This window comes from Vibrio sp. Of7-15 (assembly GCF_022347565.1).
Lineage (GTDB): Bacteria > Pseudomonadota > Gammaproteobacteria > Enterobacterales > Vibrionaceae > NORP241.
On sequence record NZ_JAKRGH010000027.1, the window covers coordinates 1 to 13379 of the forward strand.

The 13379-nt window shown below is 41.2% G+C and carries 7 protein-coding genes, 2 pseudogenes and 1 riboswitch; of the genes and pseudogenes, 4 read left to right on the plus strand and 5 right to left on the minus strand.

Annotated elements, in window-relative coordinates; genetic code table 11:
• The 4 genes and pseudogenes from MHO82_RS20830 to MHO82_RS20845 all read right to left on the minus strand — a co-directional run.
• A pseudogene (locus MHO82_RS20830) lies at positions 1 to 730 on the minus strand (IS982 family transposase); the annotation flags it as partial.
• Between the two features lie 346 nt (positions 731 to 1076).
• Positions 1077 to 1482 (minus strand): annotated as a pseudogene (gene tnpA, locus MHO82_RS20835) (IS200/IS605 family transposase).
• Between the two features lie 1314 nt (positions 1483 to 2796).
• Positions 2797 to 4062 carry a leucine-rich repeat-containing protein kinase family protein gene (locus MHO82_RS20840; protein WP_239187384.1) on the minus strand — a complete coding sequence of 422 codons (1266 nt, stop codon included), beginning with the start codon at positions 4060 to 4062 and terminating at the stop codon, positions 2797 to 2799.
• A gap of 70 nt (positions 4063 to 4132) precedes the next feature.
• Positions 4133 to 4612 (minus strand): hypothetical protein, encoded by a 480-nt coding sequence (locus MHO82_RS20845; RefSeq protein WP_239187386.1) that lies wholly within the window; start codon positions 4610 to 4612, stop codon positions 4133 to 4135.
• A gap of 159 nt (positions 4613 to 4771) precedes the next feature.
• Between MHO82_RS20845 and MHO82_RS20850 the strand changes: the two genes are divergently transcribed.
• From MHO82_RS20850 to MHO82_RS20860, 3 genes are all read left to right on the plus strand, one after another.
• Positions 4772 to 5551, plus strand: a complete 780-nt coding sequence (locus MHO82_RS20850) for a ParA family protein (protein ID WP_239187388.1) — start codon at positions 4772 to 4774, stop codon at positions 5549 to 5551.
• Positions 5544 to 6458: a ParB/RepB/Spo0J family partition protein gene (locus MHO82_RS20855; protein WP_239187390.1), complete on the plus strand. Its 915-nt coding sequence runs from the start codon at positions 5544 to 5546 to the stop codon at positions 6456 to 6458. Before MHO82_RS20850 ends, MHO82_RS20855 begins: the two co-directional genes overlap by 8 nt.
• A 1559-nt stretch (positions 6459 to 8017) precedes the next feature.
• Entirely contained in the window at positions 8018 to 9079 is a 1062-nt protein-coding gene (locus tag MHO82_RS20860) for a hypothetical protein (RefSeq protein ID WP_239187392.1), read from the plus strand.
• A gap of 56 nt (positions 9080 to 9135) precedes the next feature.
• On the opposite strand, the gene MHO82_RS20865 is transcribed toward MHO82_RS20860, so the two are convergent.
• Positions 9136 to 11676, minus strand: coding sequence for an Ig-like domain-containing protein (locus tag MHO82_RS20865; protein ID WP_239187394.1), 2541 nt, complete (start codon positions 11674 to 11676; stop codon positions 9136 to 9138).
• A 503-nt stretch (positions 11677 to 12179) separates the two neighbouring features.
• Positions 12180 to 12354, plus strand: a riboswitch (cobalamin riboswitch).
• Positions 12355 to 12780: 426 nt separating this feature from the next.
• Between MHO82_RS20865 and cobO the strand changes: the two genes are divergently transcribed.
• Positions 12781 to 13374, plus strand: coding sequence for a cob(I)yrinic acid a,c-diamide adenosyltransferase (cobO, locus tag MHO82_RS20870; RefSeq protein ID WP_239187395.1), 594 nt, complete (start codon positions 12781 to 12783; stop codon positions 13372 to 13374).
• Positions 13375 to 13379: the final 5 nt, after the last annotated feature.

Consider the following 13379-nt stretch of genomic DNA (forward strand, 5'->3'; position numbering starts at 1 on the left):
GAGATATTCTTTAACTGATCGTTAATTGTCTCAATGATAAAGCGCTTCGAGAGCATGGCTCTATCCCATGCTGCAAGCTGCTTAGGCTTCATATTCTTATGTTGAGTCGTAATTAGAGTTATTCCATCAACCTTTAAATCGTCGGCTAACGCTTTGCTGATATAGCCTTTATCTGCATAAAGTATATCGAATAAACCTTTTGATAATTTACGAACAGGTTTACGGTCATCTGTATTCGCAGGAGTGAGTGTCGCCGCAACAATATCACCAACATGGTTGGTGATAATATGCAGCTTAAATCCATAGAACCACCCATCGTCCCTTTTCCTCGCTCAGCTACCCCTTTGAATACTTTATGTCTGGGGATCCGTAAGTTATGACAGACTTTTATACTTGTAGAGTCAATAAACTCAATACCCGTGGGCTTTCCTTTAACGTGAGTGAAGAAGGAACTCAGCGGTACAAGTACCGATGGCATCACTTCAAGAAAACGGGTATAACTCAGTAACGCAGGAAAATGTTTTTTGTAATAGCGATGAATGATGCCGAGGTAAAAGTTCTTAAAATCATCGCTGATGCGAGATATGAAAAGCAATAGTGATGGTCATTATTTCACTGTCTGACAGTTGCGCTTACGCTCTCCACTTTCTAGCTGCCACTTTTGCCACTAAGGTAGAAAAGCCTGCCAAAAATCATCGACATGACAAAATAAGTCTACTAACTTACGCATAGCTGGTTCCTTTGTGATAAATCCTTCTTGGTCGAAAGATCTGATCGCAGAACCAAATCACTACATTGTTTGTATTTATCTTCCAGCAACAAAATAGGCTTAACCGATTCTAAAGTGTTGTCGGCGACAACACCATACAATACTAGATAACTCAAATGTAAAAACCTGTTTAGGTAAATTTCACATCAAAAGCTGTCAGACATAAAACAAGAGCTCGTAAAACTCAATAATCCTCCCTAACAGTTTTAGACATTAAATTGAAATAGAAAACACCGAGACCATTAAAAATCCGCCTTCTTAGAAGGCGGTTTCGCAATATAACCCCTAGAAGGGGGCAACCATGCTATCAACCCTTTAATAACTGTTGCTCATATTCTAAGCCTTGCTTATCTTGATGCCGGACATATCTTCGGATCATTTCTTCATTTACACCAACCGTATCTACAAAATACCCTCGTGCCTAAAAGTGATTACCCCACAGCTTTTTCCGTATATGTGGGAATTTATTAAATAGCCTGATAGCCGTTCGCCCATTCAAAACTCCCAGTAAACTTGAAAACGATAATTTGGGGGATCTATCACGACAAGGTGAACATGCTCAGGTTGAACATTAAGTTCCAACACTTCACAATCTTTCTATTGCACAAAATATAGATTGAGCGATAAAGTTCTTTTCCTACGCTCCCCTTCAAGATCTTGTACCTGTATTTTGACGTCCAAACTATAACTTCTATAGTCGCCCATGTGGTTATTCCTCTTACTTGTGATGAATAAGAGGTTACTTCTAACATCGGCACTTCTTCAGGCTTAGCCTCAAGGAACAATCACCACCGCCCTAGGCGGTGGTTTTGAGGAGCCAATAAAGATTGAGATAAAGACATCTTGTCGACAAACAACCGGTTAGCCATTAGATGATGTACGAGAGGCGGTATTTAAAATTATTACCAGAAGGCACTGATGATGTTATGAAGGACACTCATTTATCCTACGATGCAGATAAGCGTGCCTGGAGATTCAGTGTTGCTTTCTAACAAGCATACTTGATTGTTTGACATGATAGGAACAAACAGAAAAGCCTTAACGACTACCTAGAAAGTTTACCCAGCGCGTACTGGCAGAGCCTAACGTAATAACTCCCCTTTTATTTAGACTTTTTAAACACCATATGCCCTTTTCAACATAAAATTGTTTGTTCGGTTGGTGGCACTAAGATTGCCTATCACTCGTTTGAAACCACACCACTCCATAAACAAAGCCATTAATGAAGATTATGCTTTCTATATTCAGAGCGCTTAACCGCTATAAACAATGTGGTAAAAACAGCACTAGTAAAAGCACAAGAAGACGGCTTTGCATCTAATTCAATCACTGAATCCCCCTACAGCCCGCCGAACCCAAACATCATATTTTTATAATAAAAACGGCATCTGACCGTATTCACAAAAACAAAAACGTAATAAAGTGTTGTCGTGGACAACACATAAACCAGCCGCCTTTCATAAACTCTGCAGTCTCTCATTGAACTGAACCTGTGAATAAACAGCAAACTTCACAACAGCATAAAAACAGTAACTGAAAGCCCAAGCATCTCAATGGTCTAAAACGAGAGTTCAACGTTAGATATTCAAACCAAGTGCAATATGGTGACATTACGGACAAGCATCGTTGGTCTTATCTTGCTAGTTGTAAACCTATGAAGTCGCCGAGTCATTGATTGGGTTTATCAGGAAACCAGATTCAGCTTTAGCCAGTAAAACCTTACAATGACAAACGGATAAAAGGATGGCCACGTAGGATGATGTTCCATCCCGATCAAGGTAGCGAATATGGAATTTGTTAGTTTAGGCTATATATCTGGCGCTATCGGATGAATCAAAGTATGAGCCAGCTTTAACGATCCTATAACGGGTGTGTTAAGAAGCCTAAAATCAAAATAGGTTCATGGGATAAAAAAGAAGCGATGAAAATGTGAAAAAATACAGAGCAAAAAAAGACCAGAAGCAAGTGCCACTGGTCTTTCATAAAAGCCTCATCGGTTTAACGTAAGACCAATAAATAATAACAACCTACCAAGAAGCTGAACCGGAAAAACAAGATTTTGCTAATAACTGAAGGCGCTGATATTCCGTATTGTCGATCTCTTCCTTTTCACACACGCTCAGCAAATCTTCGATAAAGTAGCCAAGAGCACGCATTTCAATTTGACGTACTTTATCTTGAACATCCACCGGCAAATTCTCATAAACAGAGGCGGCACCAAAGTCACCAAAAATCATCTGAGCTTGCTCATTAACCAATACGTTATGGGCATAGAGATCACCATGACACACTTTGTTCTTATGTAAATGCGAAAACACATCTAACATCTGTTGAACAATCACAGCAATAGAATCCACGGACAGCGAGTAACCACGAACAAAAGTGTCTCTCGTGCACGTCTCTAAGCTAGGTGGTAACCCTAAGTTCTTATATGCTGAAGGGATCAGCTCCATCACTAAAGCCAGATGATCCGGCTCCAAGACTTGAGCAATGGACTTAACTAGATTTGGGTGGAAGCCTGTTTTTAAACATGCTAGTAATTCATCACTTGGATAACCATCGCTGGTCACCTCTCCTTTAAACACTTTAACGGCAACGTGCTCAGGGAAATGATGTGGGTTATCAAGCCAAGCCGCTTGCGAAATCACCCCTGAAGCGCCCTGCCCTAATAACTGAGAAATTACGTATGAGTCAGAGCTAATAGTGGGTACGGAATCAGAGTTCCCCTCAACCTGACAAAAAGGGTTGCCCGAAAAGGCAAGCCACGCCAGCTTAGGTAAATGAAGTAAAGGCTCAGGAAAAGACGACAAGCTATTTGCAGAAATACGCAATAGTTGTAAGTTAGTTAACTGACGCATCGAGTCTGGTAGATGAGTCAGTTTATTCCCCGCTAACGCTAATTTCTGTAAACGTGGTCTTTCGCCGAGTGATTGCGGTAAAGTGACAATCTGATTGTCGGTTAAAATCAACCATCGTAATTGCAGAGGAAGAGAAGCTTCAGGCACATGAGCAATCTGATTCGATTTAAACCCAACCATTTCTAATTTAGTGCATTGTCCTAATACTTCAGGTAATTCCGTAAAATGGTTGTTGGACATAAATATGATGCGCAAATTGTCTAACTGGGTGATTTCTTGAGGTAACTCAGACAATTGATTATTCGATAAATCGAGAATTTCTAGCGTATCAGACAGAGATAAGATTTCTAGTGGGAATTCAGTTAGCTCTTCAGATAATTGTAAACGAGTGATGCCCTGTAACTGGCCATCTTTGAGCTGTTGTAGTGTATGCAAAATGCGTATCCATTGATCGTATCAAAACAGCCATCATTTTACGTATTCCTTTACTTATACTCAAATTCACTCATGACTGACAGATCGTAGAGTCGGATGTATGCTCAGCGCAATACGCTTGCCATTGCTGCCTTTTAACTGCATCGCTAACGTGAATAACCGTCTCTTCGGCAGGCAATCGCGTATCCACTAACGCACTAAACACCAGCTGACCGCTGCGCTCCCGCATTTCCAAAATCACGTTCATTTGCCGCTCAATCACGGCTAACACATCAGCACGTTCAGCACTTTGAGAAAGTTGATACTGCTTATGATCACTTAATACACTGACCGAAAAAGACGATGCTAACGCAAAGTCAACCAAACTGATGTACGCCCAAGAACTTTGAACTTCCGTCGCTAACTTAGTCAAAAAAGCGGGGGGCAACTCTCGAGAATGTGCCAAAGTATCAATCAAATAGTTAAAAAAGTCCGACTGTTTTCTCTGTGAAAAGCCAAACCGTTCAACCATTTTTTGAAAAATAGCGACATTATCTTGATGGATTTTCATCTCGATCCGCTTAACCCCCTTTTCCTTTAATTTTTTCCTGTATTTACTATCAGATTTAGACAACATTTTTCGTCCGGTCGAAAATTAAAAATGACGTGTATTTTAAAACAAACAACGACATAATCAACCCATCTCAAATACGTGCTAAAGGAAACCAGAATGGCTCAGCTTATCTCTATTGCTAATCAAAAAGGTGGGGTTGGTAAGACTCACGTAACATTTAACCTTGCAGTGGGACTCACTCGTAAAGAAAAGAAAGTGCTCGTTGTTGACATGGATCCACAGTTTAATATTACCGATTGGTCATTTTGTGGTGACATTCCAGACAGCTTAAACCGAACTCAAGCGTCTGAAAGCCATGCTGAAAGCCTGTTTGATTTGCAAGAGGTCTCCCCTGTTCCTTCTGAGCATGGCTTCGATATACTGCTTGGCAGTAAACACTTAAATGCGGTTCAAAAATTAGACATGGACGCGCTGTACGATTTTAAAGACGCCATTTTTAAATGCCGCGATCAATACGACTTCATTTTATTTGATATACCACCAACGCTAGGAAATCTACAAATTGCCCCATTGCTGAGCAGCAACTTTGTCGTCGTGCCTACCACCTTAGAGCTCGATTCATTCAGCAAAATGCAAGACATTATCTCCACCATTGATTCAACCAAATCGCGCTATAACCCAAATCTCAACTTGCTGGGTATTCTGATAAATGGTGGGGGTAAAGTTCTCGATATCAACGCCCAGTATTTTTATGATCAAACCATTGAGTATGCAGGAGATAGCCTATTCAGCACCCGTTGGCACAATAATGCCAAAGGCCGCCAAGCACGTACGCTAAGTTTATCGGTCCTGGATCATGCGAAAGGGGATCTCATCGCTCGCCAGATCAAAGACACGGTTAACGAACTGCTAGAGCGAGTAAACGATCATGGCTAAAGGGTTTAAAAATCAGCTCAACAGCTTAAATAAAATCAAAAAAAACATTGCTGATGATGAGTCACTGGATCTTAACGCTGAAAAGATCATCAAAATTGATATCGATACCATTGTGACCGAGAAGCAAGTTCGTAAAACCAGAGGCTTTGATGACAAAAGCCTATCGGAGCTGGCTGAGTCAATCTCACAAAACGGCTTGCAATCACCCATTATCGCCCGCCCAGCCGATCGAGGCCGATACACATTGGTTGCGGGAGAACGACGCTTACGAGCTATGAAACTGCTGGGAGAAACTCGTATCGATGCGATTGTCCGTAATTTAACGGATCGCCAATCCGCCGAAATTCAGCTCATTGAAAATGTCCAACGTGAAGATAACTCAGCACTGGAACTTAGTAACTACATCACTGAACTCAAGAGCGTGTTTAACTGCACGGTGTCTGATTTAGCGCGTCGTATAGGCAAACCGCGAGACTGGGTGTCTCTGGCCGTGAACTCTCATATTCCAGAGCCATTTGAGTGCTTGGTTGAGCAGTCTACAGACATGCGGTTACTCAAAGAGCTGTCCGCCGTGATTGAACAAGATCCTACGCTGGCACAGCATATTCTGACTAAATACCAAGATCCAGCCTTCACATTAACACGCAGTGCGTTGGTCGCAGAGAAAAAGGCCGCGTACGATGAGCCAACAGAAACCGACACGTCAGCTGCGGTATCAGAAGATAAACCGCGACCAATAAAAAAAGCAGCGCAAAGCACGGCAGAGAAGACCCCTCCCTCACGCTATGAAAGTATTGAAATAAAACTCAATAAGAAAAAAGCGTCACTATTGCTGGATCAAACCGTCAAAGTGATCATCGATGACAAAATCGAAGAGATCTCATTAGCTCACTTTTTTAATAGTTAATACAGCCAGCCATAATAATCCCTTTTCTAAACGTTCAAACACCTTTACTAAAGGTGTTTGAACGATCACATAGGCAGATCCATACCTAAATTCCGTCAACTAAAGGTGTTTGAGCGATCACTTTTACTGATTTCCTAATAAAAACCCGTTTAAACAGAGTAAATACAAGCTTTAAAAGGTGCTAGAGCGATCAATATCACACCCATAAAAAGCCTTTCTTGCTTAATAGTGAGAGATCTATCGCAAAAAGCAGTTAAAGGTGTATAAACGATCAATGACGAATCCAATCAAAATATGCACCAAAACACCTAACAGGTGACTTTTATAGTCTTTATTTTATACAACCTTGGCTTAATTAGCTTGGTGTTAAAGCGATCACTCTAATTATTAATGAAAATCAGGTGCTGGAGCGATCAATTAAGCCCAAAGACCGAAGAATTGAGGTGTAGGAGCGATCATATAAGCGTTTACATCGTTCTCAGCCAAACACTGCCATCACACAGGGACAAATTTAAAGGTGTTTTAGCGATCGATTTAGAAAATAAAGGTTAAAAAAGGTGTTAGAGCGATCAATAGCTCAGGAAATCAACATAATGAAGGTGATTTAGCGATCAAAAAAAGCCCAAAAGACAAAAAAAGGAGAATAAACGATCAAAGAAATAAAATTGTATACCGAAGTAAGGTGTTTTAAGGCTCAAAAATGTGAATGTTCTAAAGTAAAGTGCTAGAACGATCAATTGTTACTCTTTTTCTATGATCGTACTTTCACACAATAGAAAGTGAACCATAAAACGGTGCTTTAACGATCAATTAAAATATAATACATAAAATACAATAGCTTAAAATAAGAAGTACAAAAAAATAGGAGCATTGCTCTCTCATAAATAGTGACATTGTCACTATTTATATTCATAAAAATGAAGATGAATATTCATGGCAAAAAGAAGAAAAGAGATAAAGTCCCTCTCTTTACTGGCTCTTTTGTAAAGGTGCTAGAGTGATCATAAAATAAAATATGATTATAAATCATAAAGATAGAATATAAAAATGGCGTAAAATCAAAGAAAAGATCGCTAAAACACCCTAATGAGATCGTAGAAACACCAATATATTGGCATAATGCCAAAATGACTTTAAAATACGAACCATGTCGATTCCTCACCATAATTGAGAGAGTCATCACAATTATTGGATCCCACCCAATCAACATCCTGTTGATAAGCTGTGATTAACCAGTAGTTAACCTGTTATTTATAAGGAGTTGTAACGATCATAGGGAGGAGAAAGAGAGATCTCATTGAGGAGATTAAAAGATCGGCCTTAGGAGAATAAGAGATCAAACGAGGGGTTATAACGATCTTAATTACATTTAAGTTCTTAATTATTAATACTATTTTAAATCTCTCCGTTTACTCCACTTATTATATACAGTAAGTAATTTATTTATTTCCATTTCTTCCATAAGAGATCCACTAAAAAGATCTTATTAAAAAAGCAAGTTGCTTTTAGCGGTGTTTAATTTAATATCTAGGTCGTAATTAACTAATCGATATGATCAAATGAGCACTGAAGAGCAAAAACCAAAAACTGAAGAGACCAAAGTGTCCGAGTTGGCTAATGTCACTGACATAACCGATGTCTTTAGCTACACACAACGTAATTCTCAAAGCTCTTTACGTTCTTATTTAGTCCCTATGTTTCTATCGGATCGTGCCTTATCAGCAAAACTAAAGCCTGGTGCAGAGCAAATCCATACGTTAGAACACAAATCCGTTAAAGTAAGTTATAACGCAGCTCCGATTAAAACCAAAAGTGGGATCGATTTATATTTTCCATCAAAAAATGAACAAATTATACTCCGTTCGATCATTAACATGATCAGCGCTGATAAAACGCGCCTTGAAAAACACGGTGATAAATTTACAGTTACATTCAAAATTGCGGATCTAAGAAAACACTTAGAAGATAATAACCAAACTCGCTCTGGTAGTCAGATCTCACGATCATTACAAATCTTAGAAAAATCCACCGTAGAAGTTGAATGTATCGGAGACAGCCAAACCGATAAACTCAATCTGACAGGTACTTACCTTCAGGACTCTAAACGATTAACCTCCAATGACCCGAATATCAATGGCTTATATCAAGCTACATTGCACCGCTTGATCGCTCAAGACTTTCACCATGGTGAATATCGTATTATTGAAAAATCCTATTTAAACAACAATGGTAAATCTTACGCTGTTTATGAAGCACTTATTCATAATATGAGACATGAATTTACCAATGCGGACGCCAAATCGGAATCAATTTCTTATATTTTCCGCTTATCAGACATTATGTTCAGAGCAGGTTATAACCCTAAATTTGCCATCAATTCCATTCGCCGTACATTACAAGAATTAACAGAATTGCTGATTGAAAATGAAGTAATTAGTGATAAGGACATGTTTACTAAGAAAAAAATGTACGACTCTGAAAGGGAAGCTTACGATTATGATTGCAAATTAACACCAACAATTGGCTGGGGACGCTCACAACGTCATTCAAACTTTATGTATAAATTAACAAAAGACAAAGTGAATGAGTTAGTAGAACAAGATCCCGATCTTCAAAGTTAAAAGATACAAAAAGGAGAAAGCTTACTTTCTCCTTTTTTATTCATTATTTAAATTAGTTACTTATTATTCATTTGCGTCAGCTTATTACCAACAGGTACTGAAAAGTTATACCCATCATGTTGATCCCAGTTGATAGACCATGTCATCACGCCACCAAAATTAGTGTAATTAGAAGCCGGGATCACGGTTTCGCAAGAAGTTCTTTTCGTTAAGCAATCTAAAGCTCCAGTAATATTAGCAATAGGTGCTTGCCCTGAGTTTGCGGAGCTTGGCCCGGAAGGTAAACCAATTGCAACTTGATCATCACGTAACGGCGCAAATTGGGTTTTATCGGCTAATGTAAACCCTTCCACCAGCATCTTCGCTGATGCCACCATCATATCAATAGAGCCTTCAGGTGCTGATCCAGGCATATATGGGTTTGGTAATCCTCCATTGTTATATAATTGAACATGCAAAAGATCTAACGTATCACGCAGTTCATTGATCAATGGAATATACGCTCCCCAAATCCCCGTGTAGGCAATCATCCCCCCTTGAACATACGGATGCTCCGGGGCCATGGTTAAATACATGTCTCCCCCGGTATTAGCCTCGATCTGTTTTAACGCCCTTGGTAGGCGAGCTTGGATCTGAGAGCCATGTACTAGGTTAGAACCACTTTCTAAATCAACGTCGAGCCCATCAAACCCCCATTCTTTAATGATCTGAGTGAGGCTAGATACAAAATTAATTTCGTCTTGATCTGTATTTAACGTAATTGTCCCCTCTGCCCCACCAAGAGATAATACGATGATCTTACCTTGAGCACGCAGAGTGGCGACATCTTGTTTAAACTGAACAGGATCCAATGCTGGACAGGTACTGTGTATATCACCGGCATAGAGGTTAAAATGTACCGTACCATCACTATTGCGATCGTTATCGGCAAACGCAATATCTATGACGTCCCAAGCGGGTGAAATGTCTGCTAAGCGAATTGGGCAGCCAGAGCCATTGACAAAATTATGCCAATAACCGATCAACTGATGTTTTTTCGCTTGTTTTTCTACGACGTTTAATGTGACCGCTGAAGAGAGAGCACTATTTCCTTTTTCATCAATAGCTTGAGAAGATATAGAGTAAGCTCCAACCGATCCCGGAGTCCATTGGGCACTGTATGGTGATGTGGTGTCTGATGCAACTACGCTACCATTGACGAGAAAGTCGACCTGATTCACACGACCATTGAGTGCAGTGGCGTTGGCTTCCAGTGTTACCGCTTTGCCTAACGCTGCACTGGATCCTGTCGTTGGAGAGGTTAAGCTGATCACCAAAGGTTGATCGCTGACTTGAACTAAGGCTGTGGCATTCGCCGTGTTATTATCGTTATCCGTCGCGATGGCTTTTAACGCGGTCTCTCCGATCCCAGTTGCTTGCCAGTCTATTTGATAAGGTGCTGTGGTATCAATACCAAGGCTGCTATTTCCGACAAAGAATTCCACCTGGCTTACGCTGCCATCGGCATCAGCGGCTGAAGCGTGAATCGTGACAGTACTACCTGCTAATACGACGCTATTGTTGTCTGGTGATGTGATGTTCACTGTTGGTGGGGTCGTGCAGGCACCCAGTGGGCTCCAGGCCTCTTGCCAGTATTCCCCTTTACCTGGTTCATAGGCCCACGCAGAGTCGGAAGAACACCATCCTCCTACCTCACAGCGATATTTTTGGTTTTGATGTTGGATCAGATCATTGGCAGCGTACACACTGCCTGCCAGGTAGCTAGGTAAACCAGCACACCCTGCACCAGATTGTCCAGCAACGGTGATGGTATTGATATTACTAAAGGTGCTGGTTTCACTGTTATCGGTTGCTTTCGCTTTGATGGTGTGATCGCCAACTACAGCTGTCCAGTTGACCTCGTAGGGAGCGCTTGTGTCGCTGCCAACGTGCTGATCGTTAATATAAAAGTCCACTTGATTCACAACGCCGTCGGAATCACTTGCGTCAGCGGCTAACATGACGCTATCACCTGTGTTCGCTGTGCTGCCTGAGGTAGGCGCGGTGAGTTGAATGGTAGGCGGTACGTTATTAGTGGCGTTGGTCACTGTCATGACGACGCTGGCGCTGCTGGTGGCATTTAGGTTGTCTGTCGCTTTTACTTCCAGTGTGTGGTTGCCTTCTATAGCGGTCCAGTTAAGACGAAACGGTGAGGCTGTGAGTGTGCTAAGCACTGTGCCATTGAGTAAGAACTGGACTTGGGCAATACTACCATCACTGTCGCTGGCGTCGGCATTAAAGACAACATTATCTCCGGTGCTGAAAGACGCGTTATTAAGTGGGGAGATCACACTGATGGTTGGCGGCTGGTTGGTACCTGTGTCGCCACACACGCCTAACTCTTTCCACTCTTGCCATGGACCTGAGTGTGTGTGTGGGGAGTTTCCTTGGCTCCACCATTGTGCCTGATAGGCGCTATTGTTTTGTTGAACTTCACTACCGCTGGCATATTGCTCACTTGCTTGCCAGATCGGCAACGTAGAACAATCAATGGCATACGCGTTAGGCACTACACTGGCACACGCCGCCAAAGCGCAATAAATCAGTGACTTTTTCATTTGGCTCTCCCTGTGAGAATATTTCACGTTTTAGATATGGATAAATCACAGGGTAGGTTTAGTTGATAAAAAATACTTGAGTGGAAAGATTTGTAAATTTTAGCAAAATGATCAATAGGATATCACAAGCAAATACAATGTTGTTCATGACGGTTGCGGTGTTTTTGCGCGCACCTCACACTTTATTTATATCGATTATAAAGTGCCTATGGTTCTAAGAACACTCTGGTTTTTGGCTCCTTTGCCAATTTTTCGGGTGGTAGGTAAGTTATTTCTCGTCTCATGGACAAATATCACTTATGTGCCATGCTTGTTTTTTGATCGTTCTTACACCTTATGATTTCCTCTTTTCCTTGGGTTAATACTTGGACGTTTGTGGTGAACTAATACTCAGTAATTTCACAGTCATACTTTCTTTAGGTATGGCTTTCTTATTTTATTTATTAATAAGTTACACGATAAGAGCAGGTTTACCTTGACCCCAATCTGTTAACAATGTTTAAATATCGCCGCTTTACGATAGTGCCTTTAATCAGGCTAAGAGGGAATCAGGTGAAAACCCTGAACTGTACCCGCAACTGTGATCGATGAGCATGACGGTATCCACTGAGTGATCGGGAAGGGCGTTATGTGTTTTAGTCGAGAGTCAGGAGACCTGCTATCGATGGTTGCTTCTAGATACTGAGCGGGAACACTCAGTGATGAAGGTTGTCACTTTACTTCTCTTTTGCGGTGTCGTGCATTGGTTTATTACTTGACCGATGTTGGTACCTGTCTTCTAAGTAAAGACAATCATTTTGCTTATATCTAGCAGCTGTTGTTCTGTTAATGAGTATGCGTTATGACTGTTTTTATGCTATTTTATTTGGTTTTTTCCGCCGTACTGTTCCCGGTCGTGGTTGCTTTACGTCACCAGAACAGCAAGAGATTGACTGAGCCATGTCCTCATGTTGTGACGCCTACTTATCAACATCAAGCCTTCCACCTAAAGCGGCTGTTGTTTTACCATCTCACTTAACAACAGTGTCGTATTTGAACAATTGTCTTCACGTTATACTGATTGGAAACGCTAGGGATGGCTGAGCAAAAGCATAAGGAAATGAGATGAACGAAGTCGAAAAGCATTTACGTAAAGCAAAAAACCGTAAGGTCAAGGTCGATAAAGGTATTGCCAAAGCCAAAATTGAAAAAGGCATCATGTTGGTGATCACTGGTAATGGGAAAGGAAAGTCAACCGCAGGGTTTGGTAATGTGACACGTTGTGTTGGTCATGGCTATAAAGCCGCCGTAGTGCAGTTTATCAAAGGAAAATGGGACAGCGGTGAACGCAATTTACTGGAAAAGTCAGGCGTACCTTTTGCGGTAATGGGTACGGGTTTTACTTGGGAAACTCAGAACATGGAAACTGACATGGCGGCCGCGACAAAGGTGTGGCAGCAAGCCAAAGAGTTTTTGAAAGATCCTGATATTCACCTTGTCCTGCTTGATGAACTGACGTACATGCTGAGTTATAACTATTTGCCGAAAGAAGAAGTGTTATCCGCTTTACAAAATCGCCCAAAAGAGCAGTCGGTAGTGGTCACGGGTCGTCGTGCCATTGATGAGTTACTCGACATGGCGGATACTGTAAGTACCATTGAAGACACCAAACATGCTTTTCGAGCGGGCATTAAAGCACGGCAAGGGGTGGATTGGTGATCCGT

Coding starts and splice junctions, on each gene's coding strand:
- MHO82_RS20845 (WP_239187386.1), bottom strand. CDS start 4,612: ATGAAAATCCATCAAGATAATGTCGCTATTTTTCAAAAAATGGTTGAA.
- MHO82_RS20850 (WP_239187388.1), top strand. CDS start 4,772: ATGGCTCAGCTTATCTCTATTGCTAATCAAAAAGGTGGGGTTGGTAAG.
- MHO82_RS20855 (WP_239187390.1), top strand. CDS start 5,544: ATGGCTAAAGGGTTTAAAAATCAGCTCAACAGCTTAAATAAAATCAAA.
- MHO82_RS20860 (WP_239187392.1), top strand. CDS start 8,018: ATGAGCACTGAAGAGCAAAAACCAAAAACTGAAGAGACCAAAGTGTCC.
- MHO82_RS20865 (WP_239187394.1), bottom strand. CDS start 11,676: ATGAAAAAGTCACTGATTTATTGCGCTTTGGCGGCGTGTGCCAGTGTA.
- cobO (WP_239187395.1), top strand. CDS start 12,781: ATGAACGAAGTCGAAAAGCATTTACGTAAAGCAAAAAACCGTAAGGTC.